The following is a 22402-nucleotide window of genomic DNA, read 5'->3' on the forward strand; positions in this document are numbered from 1 at the left end:
CCGCCGATCTCCCCCCTCGTGGGGGAGATGTCCGGCAGGACAGAGGGGGGCGTGAAGTATCGCGGCCCTTCGCAAAGTAGTCCGGCGGCCCCGGTGCACGATCACGCCCGGCCCGATGTCCCATCCTCGCCAAAAATCCCGGTCACCCAGTCGATGAACACGCGGACCCGCGGCGCGAGCTGGCGGTTCTGCGGGTAGAGCGCCGACAGCGGTGTCGGTGACGGCGGGTAGTCCGGCAGCACTTCGACAAGCGTGCCGCGCGCGAAATCCCCGGCGAAGCGGTAATGCGGCGCCTGCACCAGGCCGAAGCCGAGGCGCGCCAGCTCCGCCATCGTGTCGGAGCCGTTGACCGTCACCCGGTTGGGCAGGCTGACATAGCGCAACGCGCCGCCAACGGTGAATTCGAGCGGCATGACCTCGCCGGTCCGCGACGAGCGGAAGCCGACCATCAGATGGCCTTCGAGATCGTCGGGGGTTGCCGGCATGCCGTGCTTTTCGAGATAGGCCGGGCTGGCGCAGGTGACTTCGCGCAATGTTGCCACCCGCCGCACGATCATGCCGCTGTCGGCCTGTTCGCCGGAACGCAGCACGCAGTCGACGCCCTCGCGCACCAGATCGACCAGCCGGTCGCCGTCGCCGATATGCAGGTCGATCCCGCGGTAGCGGTCGAGGAATTCGGAGAGCCGCGGCAGGATGAAATGGCGGGCCATGAAGCCGTGCACGTCGATCCTCAAAAGGCCCTGCGGCTGAGCCGATTGAAAGCCGGCCTCGGCATCTTCGACATCAGCAAGGATGGCGAGGCAGCGCTGGTAATAGGCCTGGCCGTCCAACGTCGGGGTGACATGGCGCGTGGTGCGTTCGAGCAGCCTGACCCCAGCCGCGCCTCGAGGTCCTTGATCGCCTCGGTGGCGGTCGATCGCGACATCGAGAGATCGGCGGCGGCCGCGGTGAAGCTGCCGCGCTCGATCACACGGGCAAGCAAGCGCATCCGGTCGAGACTATCCATCGCCATTGTTCGCCATATCCGAATGGTGTTGGCAAGTCCCGAGCGATTATCCCGCAAGATTTGTCGCCTATTTCAGTCGACAAGAATTGGAGAGCTGACATGACTACGCGGAATGGAAAGGTAGCGTTGGTAACCGGCGCCTCGAAGGGTATCGGCGCCGAAATTGCCAGGCGGCTGGCGCGCGACGGCTTTTCGGTCGTCATCAACTATGCCAGAGGCGCAGAAGCCGCCGAAGGCGTGGTGCGCGAGATCGAGGCGGCAGGCGGCACGGCGATCGCAGTTCAAGCCGATGTCGGTGATCCCAAGGGGGTCGCGCATCTGTTCGACGCAGCCGAGCAGGCCTTTGGCGGCCTCGACGTGCTGGTCAACAATGCCGGCATCATGAAGCTCGCGCCGATCGCGCAGACGGACGACGCCGGTTTCGAGCAACAGGTCGCGGTGAACCTCGGCGGCGTCTTCCGCGGCATGCGCGAGGCCGCAAGGCGGCTGCGCGAGGGCGGCCGCATCATCAGCTTCTCGTCCAGCGTGGTCGGGCTCTACCAGCCGACCTACGGTGTCTACGCTGCCACCAAGGCCGGCGTCGAGGCGATGACCCATGTGCTGGCCAAGGAACTCGGGCCGCGCGGCATCACCGTCAATGTCGTGGCGCCGGGGCCGGTGGCCACCGAGCTGTTCCTCGGCGGCAAGTCCGAGGCACTGGTCGAGACGATCACCAGGATGATCCCGCTCGGGCGGCTCGGCCAGCCTGCCGACATCGCCGGCGTGGTGTCGTTCCTCGCCGGACCGGACAGCGGCTGGGTCAACGGCCAGGTGCTGCGCGCCAATGGTGGCACGGTCTGACTTTACCTCCAACAGCCAACAGGAAATCGACATCATGCCGTTTGCAAATTTCAAGGTGCCTGAGCGCGCGCTGTCCGCCGGACAAAAGGAAGACCTGGTCCACAAGACCACAGCCCTGTTCGTCGAGATGTTCGGCGAAGGCGTGCGCCCCTACACGATGGTGCTGATCGAGGAGGTCGCCGATGGCGGCTACGGCCGCGCCGACGTGGTGTTCACGATTCCTGGCGGAGGATAAAAAGCTGCCGATCTCCTCCCTCGGTGTGGGGAGATGCCCGGCAGGCCAGAGGCGGGGTGGTCAAGCGCGGGCAATGCAAATTGTCGTAAGGCCATCAATCCGGCGCGCCGGCGAAAAGCACCGCTCCATCGCCGCCGCCCGCCGGCCAGTCCCTGATGCTGCGGTCATAGCCGCCGGTCAGCACCGTGCCGTCGGCGGCAAAAGCAACGGCGTAGATCGGGCCGGACTGGCTGTCGAACATGGCGAGCTGGTTGCCGGTCTCCATGTCCCACAGCCGCGCGGTGCCGTCGAGCGAGCCGGAGAGCAGGCGCTTGCCGTCGGCCGAGAGCGCCAGCGCGTAGACCGTGCCTTCATGGCCGTCGAAACGGCGAACCTCGCGGCCGCTGTCCAGATCCCAGAGCTTGACCGTGTAATCGCCGCTGCCGGTGACGACATGGTGCCCGTCGGCGGTGAACACCGCGCCATAGGTGCCGCGCTCGTGCCCGTGCCAGCTGCGCAGCTGCTTGCCGGTGCCGAGGTCCCAGAGCTTCAGCGTGCCGTCGACGCTGCCGGAGATCGCCTGTTCGCCATCCGGCGAAACGGCGACGGAACTGATCGACCAGTCATGCCCGCTCAGTACGTGCAGCACCGTATCCTTCTCCAGGTCCCAGACGATGACGGTGCCGGTGTTATGACCGCTAACGGCGCGTCTGCCGTCCGGACTGATGGCGAGCTTGTTGACGCCGCCATTCTCGCCGGACGAGAATACGTGCAGCACCGCACCGTCGGAAAGCTGGCGCAGGACGATCTCGCCGTCGTCGCCCGCGGTCAGCGCACGAGCGCCGTCAGGCAGGAAAAGTGCCGTCCGTGCCATGTCCTTGTGGACGCCGAGGTTGCGGATCAGGCGCTTGCCGTCGATGTCCCAGAGCTTGATCGTGCGATCGGTGCTGGCACTCATGATCGAGTGCCCATCCGGCGCCACCGCCAGCCAGACCACGGCGTCGCGGTGGCCGTCGGGCTCAGTCGGCTGCGGCGGTGGAGGCTCGGGCAACGGCGCGATCGTCTGCGGTGGCGAGGCAGGCGGTGCCAGCGCGACCTCCGGCGGCTGCACTGGCGCTGCCGGCACAGCAGCAGGCGGCACAGGCTCCGCGGGCGGCGGGGCCTCGGCTACCTGCTCCGGTGGCGCCGGAGGGACCGCCGCCGGCGGGGTTGCGGGCACCGGACCGGCGGGTGGCTCCGGCGACGGTGCGCTCGCAATGTCCTGGCTCTTCGGCGCGTTCGGCGCCGGCTCCTCGGCGGCCCTGCTCCGCCAAGGCCCGAACTGATCGGCCGCGAGAGTAACGACGGCAATCAATGGCAGGACGAGGACGACCCGCCGCAAGCCGCCGGTCGGACGAATCTCGGCTTCCCTGCCGAACAGTGGCGCCTTGGGATCGAGCCTCGCCCTGGACGGCAGCAGGCCGGCCAACAACAACAGCGCGGCGGTTAGCGAAACGACACCCGCCGCCCCGAAGACCGCCAGACGCACCGACGCGAAAGCTTCGCCCGCCTCGTCAAGCGCCAGATACGCCTTGATGATGCAAGCCGTGCCGATCACGATTATCATGGCTGCAAGCAGCCTGTCGGCAAACCTGTTCATCGGGCTCCCCTCGGCCACTGTCCGCTCTGCAATGATGGCGCTCGGCGCCTTGCTTGTCGATGACCTTGTGTTGCCTCGATGTCGACCGAGCCCTTGGGTAACTCCCTCAGGCATCGCGGTGTTGCGGGGAGGCCGGTCGCGCGCTAGATCGCTGGCAGAGGCTAAGGCGAGGCCAGCGATGGACGATTGGAAGCTACCTTGGGACGGCGGTTGCTTGTGCGGTGGAATACGCTTTCGCATCAGCGCGCCGCCCTTGCTGACGACGGCGTGTCACTGCACCGGCTGCCAGAAGCTGAGCGCCAGCGCGTATTCCCTGACCATCGCCGTGCCCAGCGACGGTTTCGCCATAACGCAAGGCGAGCCGGTGGTCGGCGGCCTGCACGGCCCGCACCGGCAGCTCTATTGCCCGCACTGCAAGAACTGGATGTTCACGCGTCCGCATGGCCTGGATTTCCTTGTCAACGTGCGCGCGACCATGCTGGACGAGCACCATTGGTACGTGCCCTTCGTCGAAGTCTTCACTTCGGAAAAGCTGCCCTGGGCTTCGACCGCCGCTACCTACAGTTTCGCTACTCAGCCCGACCTTGAGGGATACGCCCCTTTGATCGAGGCGTTCGCCCGCGAAGCGGCGCGGCCAACCTGACTGGTTGCCGCCCGGAAAGGCGGCGCCAGCTTTCGTGCCTCACTTCAACTCCAGCCAGACCGGCGCGTGGTCGCTGGCGCCGACCTCGCCGCGCACGTCGCGGTCGATGCCCGCCGCTACCAGCCGGCGCGACAGCTTCTTGCTGAGCAAGATATGGTCGAGCCGCAGGCCGGCATCGCGCGGCCAGCGATTGCGGCGATAGTCCCAGAATGTGTAGAGCGTCTCCGTCGGGTGCTTCTTGCGCAGCGCATCAAGCCAGCCCTGGTCGAGCAGCCGCTGGAACGATGCCCGGCTTTCCGGCTGCACCAGCGCGTTGTCGTCATAGGAGCGGGTCGGGTAGATGTCGCGCGGCTCGGGCACGATGTTGTAGTCGCCGGCCAGCACCACCGGCAGGCCGGTGTCGAGCAACTGCGCCGCATGCGTCTCCAGCCTTTCGTGCCAGGCCAGCTTGTACTGGAATTTCGGGCCGGGCTGCGGATTGCCGTTCGGCGCGTAGAGGCAGGCGACGACGATGCCGTTGACCGCCGCTTCGATGTAGCGCGCCTGCTGGTCGCCGTCGTCGCCGGGCAGCGCCTCGCGGGTCAGCACCGGCTCCGAGCCACGCGAAAGGATGGCGACGCCGTTCCAGGTCGGCTGCCCGACCCACACCGCCCCGTAGCCGGCCGCCGCAAGCGCGGTGCGCGGAAACTGCGTCTGCCTGGCCTTGAGCTCCTGCAGGCAGGCGATGTCGGGTTTGGCGGCGGCCAGCCATGCGAGCAGGTTTGGCAGCCGGCCGTTGATGTTGTTGACGTTGAAGGTGGCGATCTTCATCGGCCTGCTTCAGCGCACGATCCGTTCGGTCCACGCCTTCACTGCATCAGCCAGCGTCTTCAGATGATCGGCGGTGGAGAAGCCGGAGATGTTTTTGCGCGGCTTCAGATCATGGTCGCCGTCTTCCAGCCAGAAGATCTCGATTGCGTCGGACAGAGCATAAGTCGCGACCTCGTCTTTGGTCCCGAACTCGTCGCGCGTGCCCTGGAAGACCAATGTCGGCGTCTTGAGGTCGGCGAGGTGTTTTGTCCGAAGCTGCGTCGGTTTGTCCGGCGGATGGAAGGGATAGCCGAGACACAGCAGCCCTGAAATCTCGCCCTTTGAAAACATCTCGTCGGCGATCATCGAAGCGACGCGTCCGCCCATCGACTTGCCGCCGATGATGAGCGGACCCTTCACGCCCTTCGCCCTGAGATCGGCGATTGCCTTGATATATTCCGGGTTAACCGTCTCGGCGCGCGGCGGCGGCTTGCGATGGCCGTAGCGGCGGGCCGCCATGTAGTGGAACTCGAAGCGCGCAACGCGGAAGCCGGCCTCGGCCAGCGCTTTTGCCGTCGCGGTCATCGAGGCAGAGTCCATCGGCGCCCCGGCGCCGTGGGCGAGCAAGATGGTGATTGGGGCAGTATCGGGGCCATCGAAGAGGAAGGTCGTCATGGGGTGGCCCGCAGATGAAGGCCGAGTTCCTTCGCACCCCCCTCTGGCCTGCCGGCCATCTCCCCCGCAAGGGGGGAGATTGAATGTCGCCATCGCTTTCGCCAATCACCAACGTTGGAAGGCGGGCGGTAAGGAGAAGCTGCCGATCTCCCCCCTTGCGGGGGAGATGTCCGGCAGGACAGAGGGGGGTGTTCAAGTGCGACCAAATGAAGCCCTAACCCGCCGACATCCGCGCCAGCTGCAAATCGACGAACCGGATACCCTTGGCCGCCATACGTGCCCATTCGGAATCCGCGTCGAGTTCGAGGTAGCGCGCCCAGTTCCGCCGCGCTTCGGCTAGATTGCCGGCGTCGAACTCCAGCCTCGCAAGGTTGAACACCGCATCGGCGTACTTCGCATCTAGCGAAATCGCCTTCAGCAGATGCCGCCGAGCCGACGCCACCCGCCCCTCTTCGCTCATCAGCCCGGCCAGATTGAACCATGCCTCGACGAACACCGGGTCGCACTTGATGGCGCGGGCATAGTCGTGCGCCGCCTCGGCCGCGTGGCCGGAGGCGCGCAGGCAGTTGGCGCGGTTGAAGGCGGCGATGGCATCGCTCGGGTCGATGGCTAGGCAGCGCTGGTAGAGTGCCGCGGCCTGCTCGTGGTCTTCAGCCTCTTCCGCCGCCTCGGCATCGGCGAACAGCTCTTCCAGCGTGTCGTCATCCTGCGTTCCCAGATCGAACAGCAGCTGGCCGTTGACTTCGCTCTGGCCGCCCTCGAGATAGATCGCGTCGGCCCGCCCGTGCTGCGAGCCGACATTGAGCGATTTGGCGGTGAGCGAGGCGATCGGGCCGGAGCGATGCACCGACCGCACGATCGCCCCCCATGAGGCGCCGCCGGCGACCAGCCCGGCATATTTGCGGGCGAGGATCAGGTCGCGGAAGGAATACGGTTCGCAATCATGCTCGAAGGCGTCGAACAGCGACAAAAGGTCGAGATCGGCGCCGGTCAGCCGCGACTGATCGATCAGCGACTGCCGCGACAGCGTCGAGGCTTCCGGTGCCTTCATCAACCCGAGCAGCCGCAGGAAGCCGTTCTCGCTGACCAGCCTGCGCCCGGCTGCACGTTCCGCAGCGACGCGGCGCTCGATCTCGATGTCGCCGGCCCTGGCGAGCAACATGCGGCCCAACACGACATGCGTAGTGCGCCGAGTGACGCCGCGCCGCAACTGGCCGTGCTGGCGCGCGACCTCGCGCGCCGCCAGCCTGAGCGGAAAGGCCGCCAGCGCGCCGACGATGCCGAAGACCGTGCCGGCAAGAGCCGTCACGCCTTGCTCTTGCCGACGGCTTTGAGAAGGTTCGCCTTGAGCGGGTTTTCCTTGGCCGCGCCAGCGCCGGCCTTGGCGGATTTCGCCGCAGGCTTGGCTGTTTCATCGGCCTTGCTCTTCGACTTGGCCGGTGGCTTGGCCGACTGCGACAGGCTCGCCTTCAGCGCATCCATGAGATTGATGACGTTGCCGCGCTCAGGTGCCGCCGCGATGATAGGCTTGTGGCCCTTGAGCTTCTCGCGGATCATCGTCATCAACGCGATCTCGTAGCGGTCCTCGTAATTCTTCGGGTCGAAGGTGGTTTCCTTCTGCTTGATCAGCGCTTCGGCTAATTGCAGCATTTCCGGATCGGGGTTTCCGGCCGGGATATTGCCGAAATATTCAGCCGTGCCACGCACTTCGTTCGGATTCCTCAAGGTGCAGACGAACATGCCGTTCTCGCGCGCGCCGATCGTCACCACGCGCTCGCGGCTGGACAGCACGAGGCGGGCGATCGCCAGCTTGCCGGATTTGCGCATCGCTTCGCGCAACACGGCAAAGGTCTCCTCGGCCATTGCGCCATCCGGCGCCAGGTAATAGGGCGCGTCCTGGTAGATGACGTCGACCGAACGCTCGTCGACAAAGGCCTCGATGTTCATCGTATGGTTGGATTCGATGCGCACCGCGTCGAGATCGGTATCGTCGATGATGATGTATTGCTTGTCCTCGTATTCGTAGCCCTTGACCAGGTCCGAACGCTCGACCAACCCGAGTTCAGGGTCGACCGGCTTCATGTTGATGCGGTTGTGCGTCTTCTTGTGCAGCTGGTTGAAGCTGATGCGCTCGCTGGCACTGGTCGCCGGATAGAGCCGGACCGGACAGCTGACCAGACTGAGCTTGAGGTAACCTTTCCAACTTGCCCTGGGCGCCATGAAATACTCCTACGCGGCCTTGTGCTGTCGAACTGTTCGCAGCGCTGTTTCGTCCGGAGGACGAATGCGGCTGCCGAAATCCTACATTGCCCCTTACAATACCGGCAAATCCCTAGCGAAATCTTCCTCCGCTGGGAGCCGCCTGCAGGCAAGAGGTCCGTGGCGAAGAATAATTCAAATTTTCCGGAGCGTCGATGGAGTCTGGGCCGCGCTCGCAGAACTACGTCGCGGTGCCTATCGCCGGCAAATCCCGGGCGAAATCTTCCATGTCGGCCCAGGGATCGCCTGACGTCGCCAGAAGGCCCGGCAGCGACGAATAATTCAGATCCTGCGGAGCATCGATGGATTCCAGATCGCTCCAGCTGACCGGCGTCGAGGCCGGCAAGTTGGTGCGGGCGCGCAGCGAATAGGGAGCCGCCGAGGTGTGGCCGCGCGCATTGCGGTGATAATCGATGAAGATGCGCCGCTTGCGGTTGTCCTTGCCCATGGTGGTGGTGAAAATGTCGGGCGCGGTGGCGGCAAGATGCGTGGAGATGGCGCTGGTCGCCTGGTGCAGTTTCTTCCAGTTCTGCTTTTGTGTCACCGGCACGGTGATGTGGATGCCGTGGCCCCCGGAGGTCTTGGCGAACGGCACCAGTCCTAGCGCTTCCAGCTCGCCCTTAATGTGCACCGCCGCCTCAACCACCTCGCGCCAGGCGATCCCTTCGCCCGGGTCGAGGTCGAAAACGATCAGGTCCGGCTTGTCGAGCCGCGTGCGATGGGTGCCCCAGGTGTGGAACTCGACGACACCGAACTGCGCCAGAGCCAGATAGCCCTTGGCGTCTTCCACCGAGAGATAGGATTTGGTCTCGCCCTCCGAATTGGTCGCCTCGAAGGTCGCCACCGAGGAAGGCATGCCGGTGAAGGCGTGGCGCTGGAAGAAACAGTCCTGCGGCTTGCCGGTCGGGCAACGCACCAGCGACACCGGCCGGCCGAGAATGTGCGGCAGCATGAAATCGCCGACCAGCGCGTAATAGACGGCGATGTCGAGCTTGGTCGGGCCGGTCTTGCCGAACAGCCGCCGCGTCGGGTTGGTCACCCAGATTGTGGCGAGGTCGGCCTCGGCGATCAGCCGCCTGCGCTTGGCCGAAACCGGCGTCGACAGGCCGACATCGCGCAGGCCGCGGAACACGGCATGGCGCAGCGCATTGTCGGTGGTCCGGTTGGCGTAGTGGATATGCGCCGAAAGCAGCGGCCGCACCCAGTTCATCTCGCGCATGATCTCGCGCGGAACCCCTTCGGGCGCGGATGCACCGGCCCGCAACGGCTCCAGCCGCGCCAGCAATTCGCCTGCGGTCGCGGCATCGAAGCCGGTGCCGACCTTGCCGCGATAGTGCAGCTCGCCGTCTTCGAATTCGCCGAGGCCAAGTGCAGCGAGCCCCTCGGCCGCGTCGGAGACGGTGTAGCCGGCGATGACAAAGTCGCCGGTCTGGAGCGCCTTGGTCTTGGTCCAGGTTTTGGTGCGGCCGCTCTGGTAGACCGCCGTGGCGCGTTTCGACACCACACCCTCCAGCCCCATCTCGGATGCCTGGTCATAGAGCGCCTGGCCGTCGCCTTCGACATGATCGCTGAGCTGGATGGCGGAGTTGGCGCCGAGACCGGACAGAAGTTGCGAAAGCAGCGCCTTGCGCCGCCGAAGCGGCGCTTTTGTCAGGTCCCAGCCGTCGAGATAGACGAGGTCGAAAGCGTAGAAGTGAAGCTTGTTGCCGGCGCCTTCGGCCAGCGCGTCCTGCAAAAGCGCAAAGCGGCTGATGCCCTTGGCGTCGAGCGCGACGACCTCGCCGTCGATGATCGCCTCCCGGCACGGCAGCCTGGCGAAGGCAAGCGGCAGGTCGCCATAGCGCTTCGTCCAGTCGAGGCCGGCGCGGGTGATCAGCCTGACCGCACCGTCGGCCAGGTGCGCCATGGTGCGGTAGCCGTCGAACTTGATCTCGTGCAGCCATTCCTCTCCAGTATCCTCACCGCCCGGCGGCTTGGCCACGGAGGTCGCCAGCTGCGGCTTGATCCGGGAAGGCGGCGGCGCCTTGACGGCGCCCGGCAAAGCGCCGGGTTTCAGCACCACCGGCCTGACAGGTTTGGCGGCCGGCTTCGGCGGTGCCACCAGTTCCTCGATGCGACGGCCGGATTTGACGCTTTCCGGCCGGGCTTCCAGTATGTCGAGCGTGGCATCGGCGGCGAGATCGCGCTCCTTGAACAGCAGCCAGTTCTTCTTGCCCTCATCCTCGCCGGGCTTCGGTTTCAGCCGCGTCAGCATCCAGCCGCCATTGAGCTTCTCGCCGGCGAGCCGGAACTTGAAGGAGCCGGTGCGCAGGCTCTTTTCGACATCGTCCATCGGCGCCCACACGCCGGTGTCCCAGACGATCATCGGTCCGCCGCCATATTCGCCTTCGGGAATGACGCCCTCGAAATCGATATATTCGAGCGGATGGTCTTCGGTCTCGACCGCCAGCCTTTTGTCGGCCGGGTTGAGCGACGGGCCGCGCGGCACCGCCCAGCTCTTCAGCACGTCGCCGACCTGCAAGCGCAAATCATAGTGATCGGCGGTGGCGTGGTGCTTGTGGACAACGAAGCGGTTGCCTTCACCGGCAGCCAGGCCACCGGCCGGTTCCGGCGTCCTCGTGAACTCGCGCTTGGCGCGATAGGCCTTGAGCTTCGAAGGAGCTGGCATGGACTAGGCGTAGGTGGTGGGCAAAAGCAACGAGCGCAGCATCAAAATCCCATCGCAGCGGCGCTCCAATGTCACGGCATGGATCCCAGGGTCTCCGCGACGTCGCTTCGCTCCTGCTCCGCCCTGGGATGACGAAGGATGGGAAGTCACGCCGCTCAATCGTCGGTGGCCGGCGTCAATTCGAGCTCGGCCGGCGACAAGCCCTGCTGCAGCTGGCTGAGCCGGAATTCGTCGACCCAATAGGCCTCGCCGTCGACCAGCACTCGCGCACTGTAGCCGCCGGCGGAAAAACGCTGCGCGGTGATGTAGACCTTGTGGCGGTCGAGCGCCTCGCGCACCGCGGCGCGCTTGGATTTCTGGCTGGTGACGGAACTGGCCATGCTGGTTACTCACGCACAAAGCCGCAAGGCGGCATGCCTAAGGATGGCCGAGAGCGGGTCGGCTGTCAATTTGGCGACCGCTGCGAACCCTCGCGCGGCGGCGTCTCTCGCTCTGTGGAAACCGAGCCGGCGCGCTATATTGAACATGGCGGCTTGGAACGCGCTGCTGACCTGGAGAACTTTACATGACGTTGACGACACGCAAACTCGGCGGCCAGGGGCTGCAGGTTTCCATGATCGGCCTCGGCTGCATGGGCATGAGCCAGTCCTACGGCCCGGCCGACGAGGCGGAATCGACCGCCACGCTGCACCGCGCCATCGAACTCGGCTGCACCTTCCTCGACACTGCGGAAGTCTATGGGCCGCACGCTAACGAGGAACTGCTCGGCCGCGCGCTGAAGGGCCGGCGCGATGAGGTGACGATCGCGACGAAGTTCGGCTTTCGCATCGAAAACGGCAAGCAAGTCGGCACCGAGCGCGACAGCCGGCCGGAGCATATCCGCGAGGCTGTCGAAGGTTCGCTGAGGAGGCTAGCCACCGACCACGTCGACCTCCTCTATCAGCACCGCGTCGATCCGGCGGTGCCGATCGAGGAGGTGGCGGGTGCTGTCGGCGAGCTGATTGCTCAGGGCAAGGTCCGCTTCTTCGGCCTGTCGGAAGCCGGCGCCGCCAATATCCGCCGGGCGCATGCCGTGCATCCGGTGTCGGCAGTGCAGAGCGAATACTCGCTGTGGGAGCGCAATCTCGAGCCGGAAATCATTCCGCTGCTGAAGGAGCTCGGCATCGGCCTGGTGCCGTTCTCGCCGCTCGGCCGCGGTTTTCTCACCGGCGATGTCAGGCGCGCCGAAGACTATCCAGAGGGCGATTACCGGCGCGGCGATCCGCGCTGCCAGGGCGCCAACTATGACGCCAACATGCAGGCGGCAGCCACGGTACTCGACATCGCCGCGGCCAAGCGCGTCAAGCCAGGCCAGATCGCGCTGGCCTGGCTGCTTCACAAGGGGAGCGACTTCGGCATCGACATCGTGCCGATCCCCGGCACCAAGCGCAGAAAATACCTCGAAGAGAACGTCGCCGCGGCTTCGATCAGGCTCGACGCCGCCGAGATGCAGGTGCTCGACGACGCGCTGGCGCCCGGCAAGGTCGCCGGTCCGCGCTACGGCGAGCGCACCATGGTGATGATCGATCGGTAGGTCTTGCCTTCTCCCGTTCTTGCGCAAAGCTCCGGCCTTGGCTAGCATCCGCCGGCAGGCACCGAGCGGAGGAGAACGTCGCGGTGGACCGGCTGGAGCGCCGTTGCGTCCCTTCAAACACGAGTTGGGCGCTCGAAGGACACTCCATTTTGAATCGACGCAAGGAACCTTCCGGAAAACCCATTCCGGTTTCGGGGTCGTGCGCTCATCTGGGAGGAGACTAAATTGATCAACAGACGTGAATTCCTGCTGTCGACCGCGGCGATGGGCGCCTTGGCGCTGGCCGCTCCGCAATTGGCGCTTGCCCAGGACAAGCTGACCATCCTCGGTTCGGTGCCGAGCCTCGGCTTTCCGTTCTTCGTGCACATGCTGAACCAGATCAAGGCGGAAGCCCAGGCGCAAGGCGTCAACCTGGTCGAGAGCGACGGCCAGAACTCGGCGCCCAAGCAGACCGCCGACATCGAGGCGGCACTGGTGCAAAAGGTCAACGCCATCGTCATCTCGCCGCTCGACGTCAACGCGCTGGCCCCAGCCATCGAGGAAGCGGTGAAGGCCGGCGTTCCCGTCGTCACTATCGACCGCCGCGTCGAGGGCGTCGAAGGCATCCTCGCCCATGTCGGCGCCGACAATGTCAAGGGCGGCGAGGCCGAAGCACAGGCCATGGTGGCGGCGTTCCCGAACGGCGCCAAGATCTTCCATCTGCAGGGCCAGCCCGGTGCCGGCCCGGCGATCGACCGCAACAAGGGTGTGCACAACGTCCTTGATCCCATGAAGGACAAGTACCAGATCATCTTCGAGCAGACCGCCAACTTCGCCCGCGCCGAGGCGCTGTCCGTCACCGAGGCCGGCCTTGCCGCCAACGGCAAGCCCGACGCGATCATCTGCGCCAATGACGACATGGCGCTTGGCGCGGTTGAAGCCTGCGCGGCGCGCAACTTCACCGACGTCAAGATCTACGGCTTCGACGCGCTTCCCGAAGCGTTGGTCGCTGTGCGCGACGGCAAGCTGGCCGGCACGGTCGAGCAATTCCCCGGCGAGCAGTCGCGCACCGCCGTGCAGATCGCGGTCGCCTACGCCAGGGACAAGACCGAGCCGAAGGAAAAGCTGGTGCTTTTGACGCCGATCGTCATCGGCAAGGACAATCTCGACAAGGCGGAGAGGCTGGGCGAGACGAAGTAAGGCTGCAAAGCCGGCGGGACAGCACCCCCCTCTGGCCTGCCGGCCATCTCCCGCTCAAGGGGGGAGATTGGATGTTACCCCGGCTTTCGCTAATTTTCGATCTTGCAGAAGAGGCGAGGCCAATGAAGCTGCCAATCTCCCCCCTTGAGGGGGAGATGGCCGGCAGGCCAGAGGGGGGTGCTGTCCCGCCAATCGCAAATTGGGAGCAACCTTTGCCCGCGACTGAAGCCACTGCGCCTTCACCCTCCCCCGCCCTGCTCACCGTCGAGGGCGTGACCAAGCGCTTTGCCGGCGTCACCGCGCTGAACGACGTTTCGCTCGAAGTCCGCCCCGGCGAGATACTCGGCCTGCTCGGCGAGAACGGCGCCGGCAAATCGACGCTGCTCAAGATCCTGTCCGGCGTGATGCCGCCGTCCAGCGGTCGCATCGTCTTCGACGGCCTCGAATTCAATCCGCACAATCCGCAGGATGCGAAACGCCACGGCATCGTTACCATCTACCAGGAACTGAGCCTGATCCCGACGCTGACCGTGGCGGAGAATATTTTCATCGGCCGCGCACCGCTCGGCCGGTTCGGGCTGGTCAGTTGGCGGCGAATGGAGGAAGATTCCCGCGCGATCATCGCTCGTGTCGGCCTCGATCTCGACCCGGCGACGCCGGTTTCCGCACTGTCGGTGGCCGAACAGCAGCTGGTCGAGATCGCCCGCGCGCTATCGCTGAAGAGCCGCTTGATCATCATGGACGAGCCGACCTCGGCGCTGACCGAAACCGAAGTGCACAGGCTGATGTCGATCATGGGCCGGCTGCGCCGGGACGGCGTCGCCATCATGTTCGTCACCCACCGGCTGGAGGAGGCATCGGCAATCTGCGACCGTATGACGGTGCTGCGCGACGGCAGGCTGGCCGGCCATCTCGACCGCGAAGGTGGGCCGATCAAACTGCCGAAGATCATCGAGAAGATGGTCGGCCGCGCCGCTTCCGAGCTCTATGCGAGGCCGACGCAGCGCGATGTCGCCGGCGACGTCCGGCTCTCGGTGCGCGGCCTGCGCACGGTGCGCGATCCGCAGGCGCCGCACGCCATCGTGCTCGAAGGCGTCGATCTCGACCTCAAGGCGGGCGAAATCCTCGGCGTCGCCGGGCTCGTCGGTTCCGGCCGCACCGAGCTCGCCCGCGCCATCTTCGGCGCCGACCGCATTGCCGCCGGCACCATCAGGCTCGATGGCAGGCCGATCGCGCCGGCCTCACCCGCCGATGCCATCGAGCTCGGCATCGGCCTGGTGCCGGAGGACCGCAAGCACCAGGCAATCTTCGCCGCACTCGCCATCCTCACCAATTTCTCGATCGCCGCGCTCGACCGCTACTCCAATGTCGGCTTCATGGCCGAGCGGCGCGAGCGCGAGGCGTTGGCGAACTATAGGAAGACGCTGTCGATCCGCATGGCCTCGCCCGAGCAGGCGATCGAGGGACTGTCCGGCGGCAATCAGCAGAAGGTCATCCTTGCCCGCTGGCTGGCACGCGATCCCAAGGTGCTGATCGTCGATGAACCGACGCGCGGCGTCGACGTCGGCGCCAAGGCGGAGGTTCATCAGATCCTGGTAGAGCTCGCCGCGCGCGGCATCGCCATCATGATGATCTCGTCCGAGCTGCCCGAAGTGCTTGCCGTGTCGGACAGGATCGTCACCATGCGGCGCGGGCGCATCACCGGCGAGATGCCTGGCATCGAGGCGACCGAGGAGAAACTGATGGAACTGATGGCGCTCGACCAGAAGCAGGAAGCCCAGAATCAGGAAGCAACGCAATGACCAGCACGACCGAACGGAGCCAGCGCGGCGGCGTCAATCTTGCGCGCCTGCTGATGAGCTTCGGCCCGCTGATGTTCCTGGCGGTGCTGATCGTCGTCTTCACCGTGCTGAAGCCGAGCTTCATCGACCCGATCAACCTGTTCAACATCATGCGCCAGATCTCGATCACCGGCCTGATCGCGCTAGGCATGACCTTCGTTATCCTCACCGCCGGCATCGACCTGTCGGTCGGCTCGCTGCTCGCCTTCTGCGGCATGGTCGCGGCGGTGGTGGCCAAGGGCGGCACCGCCAACACGCTGTCGCTGTCGACAACGGGCACGCTGGGCTATGGCTGGTTCGCCGCCCTTCTCGCCGCCGTCGTCGTCGGCGCCGTGGCCGGCGGTGTCCAGGGCTTTGCCATCACCAGGCTGAAAGTACCGCCCTTCGTCGTCACGCTCGGCGGCCTCACCGTGTTTCGCGGCCTAACGCTGACGATCTCCAATGGCGGCCCGATCTCCGGCTTCGACGCCTCGATGCGCTGGTTCGGTACCGGCCTGATCGGCCCGGTGCCGGTGCCGGCGATCATCTTCGCGATTGCCGCAATCCTGTGCCACATCGTGCTGCGCTACACGCGCTACGGTCGCGCCGTCTACGCCGTCGGCGGCAATGCCGAGGCCGCGCGGCTCTCCGGCCTGCGCGTCGACCGCATCCTGATCTCGGTCTACATCATCGTCGGCTTCTTCGCCGGCCTTGCCGCCTTCGTTTTGTCGGCGCGGCTCAACTCCTCCGAAGCCGTCGCCGGCATCGGCTACGAGCTGACGGTGATCTCGGCGGTCGTCATCGGCGGCACCTCGCTGTTCGGCGGCATCGGCAGCGTCGGCGGCACGGTGGTCGGTGCAGGGCTGATCGGCGTCCTGCAGAACGGGCTGCAATTCAACAACGTCTCGTCATACACGCAAAGCATCGTCATCGGCCTGATCCTCATCCTCGCCGTCGCCTTCGACCGCTGGCTGAAATCGCGGGTAAGGCGGTGATGGCGGGGGCGACGATTTTCGCTGCAAGGCAGCAAGAGGTTGGCGAAAGCGCTGGCAACAGCCAATCTCCCCCCTTGCGGGGGAGATGTCCGGCAGGACAGAGGGGGGTGGGAAGGATCGCCAACGTCTCAATGTAAGCCGCTTCCAAGCCCATTCCAGCAGGAGGATTAGACTGCAAATGGCTGACAAGCTGGCGGGACAGCACCCCCCTCTGCCCTGCCGGGCATCTCCCCCGCAAGGGGAGAGATCGGCCGTCACCCATGACTTCGCCAATCACGAAGACAGGAGCGCCTAGTGGGGCACGATCTCGTTCCGTCACGCCAGCGCAAGAATGCAAAATCCATGCGTCGCGCGATGACCGACGCCGAGCTGAAACTGTGGAATGAGCTTCGCGCGCATCGGCTCATGGATTTGAGCTTTCGCCGGCAGGTGCCGATTGGACCCTACATTGTGGATTTTGCCTGCCCGACGCACGGCCTCATCGTCGAGGTCGATGGCAGCCAGCACGCCGACGTTGAGCACACCGAGCGGGATAGGATACGCAGCGCCTATTTGGAGAGCAGCGGCTGGACTATCCTGCGCTTCTGGAACGACGACGTCATTCGCGATATCGACAATGTCTGCCAGCACATAGTCATGACGGCCGGCGCGGATGTGCGCTGAACTCGGCCGTGCAGGATCGGCGGGACAGCACCTCTCTGTCCTGCCGAACATCTCCGCTCAAAAGGGGCAGGTTTCTGAGGCGAGGTGCCAATGACCCAAATAAGAACCATGACCGAACAGGACGTGCCCTCAGTATCGCGGCTGCTGGGCCAATCCTGGCGCCACACCTATTCGCCAATCCTGGGTGCCGAGACCACGGCACGGCTGTCGGATGAGAAGCACGCGCCGGAGCGGCTGGTGACCGAGCTCGTGGACGACAGCAAGATGTGGTTCGTGGCCGAGCGGGCGGACGGCTCGCTCGCCGGCTACGCGATGGCCGCGATGGGCAACAAGGGCGATGTCATGCTCGAGCGGCTCCATATCGACAAAAGCGAGTACGGCACCGGGCTGGCGGCCGATCTTTTGCACGCGGTTCTTGCAGCGCATGCGGGGATTCCCAGCATCGCGCTGGAGGTGATCGAGGGCAACGACCGGGCAATCGCCTTTTATCGCAAGCACGGTTTCGAAGTGGTCGAGCGCCGGCCGGCTGCACACGGGGTGGGCGGCCACGCCTCGCTGATTATGCGCCGGTTGCTACCGATGGCTTAGAGCGCTGTCGGCGAAGCTGCCAATTTCCCCACTAGAGCAGGCAATCGCGCATCCGCGCCGCGATCATTTACGCTCCTTCCTTGCCGGCTCCCACGCGTTGAGCCGACAGAAACATCAGCGTGTAGGCAGCCTTGCGGCGGTCCCAGCCGGCCGACTCGGCCATATCCAGCAGGCCGTCGACCAAAGGCGCCAGCGCCGCCCTGCAATTGGTTTCATAGTTGAAATCGTTCTTCGGGCGGGTCGGCGCCGCGATCTTCCCAAAACTGTCCGTCATATCCATGGCAACACCTGCTCAGCATTCGACCCGAACCGGCAAGCCCGTGCCCGCGTTGGCGGACACGGCCCATCTGCCGTTTCGAAATCTCGCTTTGAAAGCCTGATCTTAGAAGTCCATGCCGCCACCGCCGGGCATCGGAGGCATGGGCGTTTCCTTCTTCGGCTTCTCGGCCACCATCGCCTCGGTCGTCACCAGCAGGCCGGCAACAGAGGCGGCACCCTGCAGCGCAGTGCGAACGACCTTGGCCGGATCGATGACGCCCTGCCCGTACAGGTCGCCGAACTCGTTGGTCTGGGCGTTCCAGCCATAGCCGAAGTCGGTCGTCTCGCGCAGCTTGCCGACGATGATCGAACCTTCCGCACCGGCGTTCTCGGCGATCTGGCGCACCGGCGCTTCGATGGCGCGACGCACGATGTCGACACCGGTCTTCTGATCGGGATTGTCGACGACAACGTTATCGAGCGCCTTCGCCGCCCTCAGCAGCGCCACGCCGCCGCCGGGCAGGATACCCTCCTCGACCGCCGCGCGTGTGGCATGCATGGCGTCGTCGACGCGATCCTTGCGCTCCTTGACCTCGATCTCGGTCGAGCCTCCGACGCGGATGACGGCGACACCGCCAGCGAGCTTGGCTAACCGCTCCTGCAGCTTCTCGCGGTCGTAGTCGGAGGTGGTTTCCTCGATCTGCGCCTTGATTTGGCTGATGCGCGCCTGGATTTCATCCTTGCGGCCGGCACCGTCGACGATGGTGGTGTTCTCCTTCTCGATCAGCACCTTCTTGGCGCGGCCGAGCATCTCCAGCGTGACGTTCTCGAGCTTGATGCCGAGGTCTTCCGAGATCGCCGTGCCGCCGGTCAGGATGGCGATGTCTTCGAGCATGGCCTTACGGCGGTCACCGAAGCCCGGCGCCTTGACGGCCGCAACCTTCAGGCCGCCGCGCAATTTGTTGACGACCAGCGTCGCCAGCGCCTCGCCTTCGACGTCCTCGGCGATGATCAACAGCGGCTTGCCGGATTGCACGGCGGCTTCGAGCACAGGAAGCATGGCCTGCAGGTTGGACAGCTTCTTCTCGTGGATCAGCACATAGGGTTCTTCGAGTTCGACGCGCATCTTATCCTGGTTGGTGATGAAATAGGGCGAGAGGTAGCCACGGTCGAACTGCATGCCTTCGACCACTTCCAACTCAGTCTCAGCGGTCTTGGCTTCCTCGACAGTGATGACACCCTCATTGCCAACCCTTTCCATCGCCTCTGCGAGGAAGCGGCCGATCTCGGCATCGCCATTGGCAGAGATGGCGGCGACCTGGGCGATCTCGTCGTTCCTGGTCACCTTGCGGGCATTGGATTTCAGGTCGGCGACGACGGCGTCGACCGCCTTGTCGATGCCGCGCTTCAAATCCATCGGGTTCATGCCGGCAGCGACCGCCTTGGCCCCTTCCCTGACGATGGCCTGAGCAAGAATCGTCGCGGTCGTGGTGCCATCGCCTGCGGTGTCGCTGGTCTTCGAGGCGACCTCGCGCACCATCTGCGCGCCCATGTTCTCGAACTTGTCCTCGAGCTCGATTTCTTTGGCGACAGTCACGCCGTCCTTGGTGATGCGCGGCGCGCCGAACGACTTATCGAAGACGACATTGCGGCCCTTTGGACCGAGCGTTACCTTCACCGCATTGGCGAGAATATCGACGCCGCGCAGCATTTTCTCGCGGGCTTCGGTATGAAATTTCACATCTTTGGCAGCCATTGGATCACTCCTTCGAATAGGCAGCTTTTCGTTGACTGGAATGCTTGTTCAGCCCCCCCTCAGGCAGCCCTCTTCATCTCGCCGGCGCCCTCGATAACGCCCAGCACGTCGCTCTCTTTCATGATGAGCAGATCCTCGCCATTGAGCTTGATCTCGGTGCCGGACCATTTGCCAAACAGGATGCGGTCGCCGACCTTGACATCGAGCGGCTGCAATTGGCCGCTGTCGTCGCGCGCACCGGGGCCGGCGGCAATGACCTCGCCCTCCTGCGGCTTCTCCTTGGCAGTGTCGGGGATGATGATGCCGCCGGCGGTCTTCTCGTCGACCTCGATACGGCGGACCAGGATACGGTCGTGCAATGGACGGAACGTCATGTCGTTCTCCTCTCGGGACAAACAGATTTTCGAAGATCCTCCTGACCGGACCGGCAATATCGGCCCGGCACGGGGTGCGCGACCCCTTCATCAGGCATCGCGTGCATACGAACTAGTCGCGCTTTTTTCTGCTTTCAAGAGGGTCACGCAAAAATTTTAGCACTCGACCAATGAGAGTGCCAATGTACTGTAATTGCTTGCACATTCGTCGCTCTCCCGACGCGACTGGAACCTATGTGGAACAAGAGGCGTTTTCGCGGACGGAGATTTCAACGGAAGGAAGATTGCATGACCAGCAGGGACTTTCAGCTCCAGATGCAAGGGTTTGGCCTCACCACGGCGGAGATCCATTACCGCCTACCCGATCATCGAAGTCTGTTGCAGCTCTATATCTGGCAGGAATACGATATCGCCCCTGATTTCCCGACGCTGAAGCATTTCCTTGATTTCTGGGAGCGCGAGATCGAAGGCCCGTTGCATTCGGTGCGCGTCGCCCATCATCACCTGATCCAGCCCTCCGAATGGCGGGCCGTAAACGGCATCATCACCGTCCACTGAAGAGCAAGCCGATCAGCCGCTAGTGGTCAGAATCTGACACTTGGTATCCGGTTGGGCGGTCGGTTCAGGGGTTCAAGGCGGTTAGCAAATCCTGTGTGGAGCGCGGAGCAACGCGACTTCGCGACGGAGTGGCGGAGCTAACCGAAGCGGATCGTGTCCGGAACGGGTCTTCGGCTTACGCGTTGCAACATGGAGGCGACGGCGGGCGTGCCTCACGACGCGCGGTTGGGTCCCATCCACTTGTTGCCGCGATTGGACATGCGAAGCGCGCCGAAGTCATCGCAGAAACGCCCATACATTCGTCATGTCCGCGGCGATGGCAGTGCTGGCACGACGTCGATCCAAAGGAAAGTAGATGAGTGCGTTCTCTCTTTCATCGGACGGGAAACTTGCGATAACGGCGAGCCAGACGTCGTCCAAAAATGACTTCGACTATTTGGTGGGCAACTGGAACATCAGGAACCGTACGTTGAAGGAACCGCTGGCCGGCAGCGACGAGTGGGAGGAATTCGACGCGACCCAAGAGTTCCGCCAAATCCTGGTGGGTTTGGGCAACTTCGACATTTTTCGTACGGAGTTGGGAGGAAAGCCGTTCGAGGGCCTCACCGTGCGATTGTTCGATCCAAAGACGCGTCTCTGGACGATCTACTGGGCCGACAGCAACGCGGGCAAACTCGACGACGGAAAGGTGGGCTCGTTCAATGGCGACGAAGGCGAATTCTTCGGCCGTGAGGTTGTGGCCGGCAAGGACGTTATCGTGAAATTCCACTGGGATAAGCGCAACCCGCAAACCCCGATTTACAGCCGTGCGTTCTCCGCTGATGCAGGCAGAACGTGGGAATGGAATTGGTACTCGAACTTTTCACGACGGTGACTAACTGAGTTGGCCCAAGCAAAATCCCGCTCCTTCGCGTGTAGCCAAGGGAAATCCCGAGCCGGACTCTTATGTCAGTGGGTACAAGTCAGGTGGGTACCACTAGACAGCGGACAAAGTCTCCGGAGTGGGGGAAAGGCAGCTGCCTCTCCCCACTTGTTTTGGATCTCACAATATCGGAGGGGTCCGGACTAGCCGGCGTGGTCGACAGGCTTGCGGGCCGATGCGAGCAACCCGGCTTTGCGCGCCGCCCTGACGAAGGCCTTGCGCGCATCACGCGCTGTGTGCCAACCGTCGAGCGCGTCCCGGCAGGTCCGATAGGCAGCGCGCCAACTCCGGCCGCGTGCACGGTCCGGCCACTGCTGGCGCATGCATTCGATGGCTTCCCAACTGCTGGCGACCTTGCGCTCGCTGGATTGGAATTTCAACGTGATCGGCTCGGCAAAGCCGACGTCGTCCATCACTTCCTCCGTGTTTTGTGATCGTCTTCTTGTTTGAGCAGCAACGTCATGCTGGCGGGCACCGGCGGCCGGCCGGCGCCGCTGAAGGACATGGTTCGTCTCTCTGCGCGGTTCAAGAGCATCGCGGAAATGGCCGGTTATTCCTCCTCGTCCGGCCCTTGCAGCAGTTCGATCAGCATCGCTACTCTTGCCGTCGGCAGCGGTCGGCCCTCGTTCACCAGCGCCTCGTCGGCGGCGATCCAGGCCAGGGCCTCACGCAATTCTTGGACCGTCCCGTCTGTCGCCGCAATGTCGGCGATAACGGCGTCGTCGACCGGGCCCAGCACAGAAATGATCTCGTCGCGTGTCATGGTCAGCTCCATCTGCGAGTGCCGGGAACGGAGCCCCGGCAACAGAGGAATCTGGGTCTTGACCTGCGGCAGACAATAACCCGCCGGGGAACTCGGCGTTGGCGATTGAAGCCAGCTGGCAAACAGGCAATCTCCTGCCGGACATCTCGCCGCAAATAGGGAGATTGGCAGCCTCGCCGAACCGACCGAAAAACCGGCAACGCGAAAGCCGCCGGGTCTT

Annotated in this window: 23 protein-coding genes and 1 pseudogene; 11 read left to right on the forward strand and 13 right to left on the reverse strand. The window is 64.5% G+C overall.

Annotation, left to right across the window (positions count from 1 at the left end):
- Window positions 1-101: 101 nt before the first annotated feature.
- Window positions 102-1006 (reverse strand): annotated as a pseudogene (locus NKG95_RS04855) (LysR family transcriptional regulator).
- Between the two features lie 99 nt (window positions 1007-1105).
- Between NKG95_RS04855 and NKG95_RS04860 the strand changes: the two are divergent.
- Both NKG95_RS04860 and NKG95_RS04865 read left to right on the forward strand, forming a co-directional pair.
- On the forward strand, window positions 1106-1846 hold the full coding sequence (locus NKG95_RS04860) for an SDR family oxidoreductase (protein WP_353040091.1): 741 nt from the start codon (window positions 1106-1108) through the stop codon (window positions 1844-1846).
- A gap of 34 nt (window positions 1847-1880) precedes the next feature.
- On the forward strand, window positions 1881-2081 hold the full coding sequence (locus tag NKG95_RS04865) for a tautomerase family protein (protein WP_353040092.1): 201 nt from the start codon (window positions 1881-1883) through the stop codon (window positions 2079-2081).
- Between the two features lie 94 nt (window positions 2082-2175).
- On the opposite strand, the gene NKG95_RS04870 is transcribed toward NKG95_RS04865, so the two are convergent.
- Entirely contained in the window at window positions 2176-3699 is a 1524-nt protein-coding gene (locus tag NKG95_RS04870; RefSeq protein ID WP_353040093.1) for a WD40 repeat domain-containing protein, read from the reverse strand.
- 178 nt (window positions 3700-3877) lie between these two features.
- Here NKG95_RS04870 and NKG95_RS04875 point away from each other — a divergent pair, with 178 nt between their 5' ends.
- Window positions 3878-4342 (forward strand): GFA family protein, encoded by a 465-nt coding sequence (locus NKG95_RS04875; protein ID WP_352481634.1) that lies wholly within the window; start codon window positions 3878-3880, stop codon window positions 4340-4342.
- 39 nt (window positions 4343-4381) lie between these two features.
- Here the strand turns inward: NKG95_RS04875 and NKG95_RS04880 are convergent, their stop codons facing one another.
- The 6 genes from NKG95_RS04880 to NKG95_RS04905 all read right to left on the reverse strand — a co-directional run bounded on the left by NKG95_RS04880 (window position 4382) and on the right by NKG95_RS04905 (window position 11113).
- A complete protein-coding gene (locus NKG95_RS04880; RefSeq protein ID WP_352496062.1) occupies window positions 4382-5152 on the reverse strand; it encodes an exodeoxyribonuclease III in 771 nt (256 codons plus the stop codon).
- Window positions 5153-5161: 9 nt separating this feature from the next.
- Entirely contained in the window at window positions 5162-5806 is a 645-nt protein-coding gene (locus NKG95_RS04885) for an alpha/beta hydrolase family protein (protein ID WP_352844587.1), read from the reverse strand.
- A gap of 214 nt (window positions 5807-6020) precedes the next feature.
- The gene (locus NKG95_RS04890; RefSeq protein WP_353040094.1) at window positions 6021-7115 is read right to left on the reverse strand and encodes a tetratricopeptide repeat protein; all 1095 of its coding nucleotides are present in this window, start codon (window positions 7113-7115) and stop codon (window positions 6021-6023) included.
- A complete protein-coding gene (gene ku, locus NKG95_RS04895; protein WP_023718114.1) occupies window positions 7112-8026 on the reverse strand; it encodes a non-homologous end joining protein Ku in 915 nt (304 codons plus the stop codon). Before ku ends, NKG95_RS04890 begins: the two co-directional genes overlap by 4 nt.
- Window positions 8027-8246: 220 nt before the next feature.
- Window positions 8247-10733: a DNA ligase D gene (gene ligD, locus NKG95_RS04900; protein WP_353040095.1), complete on the reverse strand. Its 2487-nt coding sequence runs from the start codon at window positions 10731-10733 to the stop codon at window positions 8247-8249.
- A gap of 155 nt (window positions 10734-10888) precedes the next feature.
- Entirely contained in the window at window positions 10889-11113 is a 225-nt protein-coding gene (locus NKG95_RS04905; protein ID WP_352589668.1) for a hypothetical protein, read from the reverse strand.
- 185 nt (window positions 11114-11298) lie between these two features.
- Here NKG95_RS04905 and NKG95_RS04910 point away from each other — a divergent pair, with 185 nt between their 5' ends.
- The 6 genes from NKG95_RS04910 to NKG95_RS04935 all read left to right on the forward strand — a co-directional run bounded on the left by NKG95_RS04910 (window position 11299) and on the right by NKG95_RS04935 (window position 17551).
- A complete protein-coding gene (locus NKG95_RS04910) occupies window positions 11299-12306 on the forward strand; it encodes an aldo/keto reductase (RefSeq protein WP_353040096.1) in 1008 nt (335 codons plus the stop codon).
- A 228-nt stretch (window positions 12307-12534) separates the two neighbouring features.
- On the forward strand, window positions 12535-13485 hold the full coding sequence (locus tag NKG95_RS04915) for a substrate-binding domain-containing protein (RefSeq protein ID WP_353040232.1): 951 nt from the start codon (window positions 12535-12537) through the stop codon (window positions 13483-13485).
- 212 nt (window positions 13486-13697) lie between these two features.
- On the forward strand, window positions 13698-15287 hold the full coding sequence (locus NKG95_RS04920; RefSeq protein ID WP_353040097.1) for a sugar ABC transporter ATP-binding protein: 1590 nt from the start codon (window positions 13698-13700) through the stop codon (window positions 15285-15287).
- Complete coding sequence (locus NKG95_RS04925) at window positions 15284-16300, forward strand: ABC transporter permease (RefSeq protein ID WP_023718108.1); 1017 nt, start codon at window positions 15284-15286, stop codon at window positions 16298-16300. The genes NKG95_RS04920 and NKG95_RS04925 overlap by 4 nt, the downstream gene beginning before the upstream one ends.
- Before the next feature lie 294 nt (window positions 16301-16594).
- On the forward strand, window positions 16595-16963 hold the full coding sequence (locus NKG95_RS04930) for an endonuclease domain-containing protein (protein WP_023718107.1): 369 nt from the start codon (window positions 16595-16597) through the stop codon (window positions 16961-16963).
- 108 nt (window positions 16964-17071) lie between these two features.
- Complete coding sequence (locus NKG95_RS04935) at window positions 17072-17551, forward strand: GNAT family N-acetyltransferase (protein ID WP_353040098.1); 480 nt, start codon at window positions 17072-17074, stop codon at window positions 17549-17551.
- Window positions 17552-17618: 67 nt separating this feature from the next.
- On the opposite strand, the gene NKG95_RS04940 is transcribed toward NKG95_RS04935, so the two are convergent.
- The 3 genes from NKG95_RS04940 to NKG95_RS04950 form a co-directional block, all read right to left on the reverse strand.
- Window positions 17619-17831 carry a hypothetical protein gene (locus NKG95_RS04940; protein WP_353040099.1) on the reverse strand — a complete coding sequence of 71 codons (213 nt, stop codon included), beginning with the start codon at window positions 17829-17831 and terminating at the stop codon, window positions 17619-17621.
- Between the two features lie 102 nt (window positions 17832-17933).
- Complete coding sequence (groL, locus tag NKG95_RS04945; RefSeq protein ID WP_023718104.1) at window positions 17934-19565, reverse strand: chaperonin GroEL; 1632 nt, start codon at window positions 19563-19565, stop codon at window positions 17934-17936.
- Between the two features lie 59 nt (window positions 19566-19624).
- Window positions 19625-19939 carry a co-chaperone GroES gene (locus tag NKG95_RS04950; RefSeq protein WP_023718103.1) on the reverse strand — a complete coding sequence of 105 codons (315 nt, stop codon included), beginning with the start codon at window positions 19937-19939 and terminating at the stop codon, window positions 19625-19627.
- A gap of 288 nt (window positions 19940-20227) precedes the next feature.
- On the opposite strand from NKG95_RS04950, the gene NKG95_RS04955 reads away from it, so the two are divergent.
- Both NKG95_RS04955 and NKG95_RS04960 read left to right on the forward strand, forming a co-directional pair.
- Window positions 20228-20497 (forward strand): usg protein, encoded by a 270-nt coding sequence (locus NKG95_RS04955; protein ID WP_023718102.1) that lies wholly within the window; start codon window positions 20228-20230, stop codon window positions 20495-20497.
- A 355-nt stretch (window positions 20498-20852) separates the two neighbouring features.
- Window positions 20853-21371, forward strand: a complete 519-nt coding sequence (locus NKG95_RS04960) for a hypothetical protein (protein ID WP_352592758.1) — start codon at window positions 20853-20855, stop codon at window positions 21369-21371.
- A 191-nt stretch (window positions 21372-21562) separates the two neighbouring features.
- On the opposite strand, the gene NKG95_RS04965 is transcribed toward NKG95_RS04960, so the two are convergent.
- Window positions 21563-21832 carry a DUF982 domain-containing protein gene (locus NKG95_RS04965; RefSeq protein ID WP_352816545.1) on the reverse strand — a complete coding sequence of 90 codons (270 nt, stop codon included), beginning with the start codon at window positions 21830-21832 and terminating at the stop codon, window positions 21563-21565.
- Between the two features lie 137 nt (window positions 21833-21969).
- On the reverse strand, window positions 21970-22182 hold the full coding sequence (locus NKG95_RS04970) for a hypothetical protein (protein ID WP_292664633.1): 213 nt from the start codon (window positions 22180-22182) through the stop codon (window positions 21970-21972).
- Window positions 22183-22402: the final 220 nt, after the last annotated feature.

This window comes from Mesorhizobium sp. M1423 (assembly GCF_040317575.1).
Lineage (GTDB): Bacteria > Pseudomonadota > Alphaproteobacteria > Rhizobiales > Rhizobiaceae > Mesorhizobium.

Bases quoted from the DNA above. Each gene is read 5' to 3' on its own strand.
- NKG95_RS04860 (WP_353040091.1), top strand. From the start codon at position 1,106: ATGACTACGCGGAATGGAAAGGTAGCGTTGGTAACCGGCGCCTCGAAG.
- NKG95_RS04865 (WP_353040092.1), top strand. From the start codon at position 1,881: ATGCCGTTTGCAAATTTCAAGGTGCCTGAGCGCGCGCTGTCCGCCGGA.
- NKG95_RS04870 (WP_353040093.1), bottom strand. From the start codon at position 3,699: ATGAACAGGTTTGCCGACAGGCTGCTTGCAGCCATGATAATCGTGATC.
- NKG95_RS04875 (WP_352481634.1), top strand. From the start codon at position 3,878: ATGGACGATTGGAAGCTACCTTGGGACGGCGGTTGCTTGTGCGGTGGA.
- NKG95_RS04880 (WP_352496062.1), bottom strand. From the start codon at position 5,152: ATGAAGATCGCCACCTTCAACGTCAACAACATCAACGGCCGGCTGCCA.
- NKG95_RS04885 (WP_352844587.1), bottom strand. From the start codon at position 5,806: ATGACGACCTTCCTCTTCGATGGCCCCGATACTGCCCCAATCACCATC.
- ku (WP_023718114.1), bottom strand. From the start codon at position 8,026: ATGGCGCCCAGGGCAAGTTGGAAAGGTTACCTCAAGCTCAGTCTGGTC.
- ligD (WP_353040095.1), bottom strand. From the start codon at position 10,733: ATGCCAGCTCCTTCGAAGCTCAAGGCCTATCGCGCCAAGCGCGAGTTC.
- NKG95_RS04905 (WP_352589668.1), bottom strand. From the start codon at position 11,113: ATGGCCAGTTCCGTCACCAGCCAGAAATCCAAGCGCGCCGCGGTGCGC.
- NKG95_RS04910 (WP_353040096.1), top strand. From the start codon at position 11,299: ATGACGTTGACGACACGCAAACTCGGCGGCCAGGGGCTGCAGGTTTCC.
- NKG95_RS04925 (WP_023718108.1), top strand. From the start codon at position 15,284: ATGACCAGCACGACCGAACGGAGCCAGCGCGGCGGCGTCAATCTTGCG.
- NKG95_RS04935 (WP_353040098.1), top strand. From the start codon at position 17,072: ATGACCGAACAGGACGTGCCCTCAGTATCGCGGCTGCTGGGCCAATCC.
- NKG95_RS04940 (WP_353040099.1), bottom strand. From the start codon at position 17,831: ATGGATATGACGGACAGTTTTGGGAAGATCGCGGCGCCGACCCGCCCG.
- groL (WP_023718104.1), bottom strand. From the start codon at position 19,565: ATGGCTGCCAAAGATGTGAAATTTCATACCGAAGCCCGCGAGAAAATG.
- NKG95_RS04950 (WP_023718103.1), bottom strand. From the start codon at position 19,939: ATGACGTTCCGTCCATTGCACGACCGTATCCTGGTCCGCCGTATCGAG.
- NKG95_RS04955 (WP_023718102.1), top strand. From the start codon at position 20,228: ATGACCAGCAGGGACTTTCAGCTCCAGATGCAAGGGTTTGGCCTCACC.
- NKG95_RS04960 (WP_352592758.1), top strand. From the start codon at position 20,853: ATGAGTGCGTTCTCTCTTTCATCGGACGGGAAACTTGCGATAACGGCG.
- NKG95_RS04965 (WP_352816545.1), bottom strand. From the start codon at position 21,832: ATGGACGACGTCGGCTTTGCCGAGCCGATCACGTTGAAATTCCAATCC.
- NKG95_RS04970 (WP_292664633.1), bottom strand. From the start codon at position 22,182: ATGACACGCGACGAGATCATTTCTGTGCTGGGCCCGGTCGACGACGCC.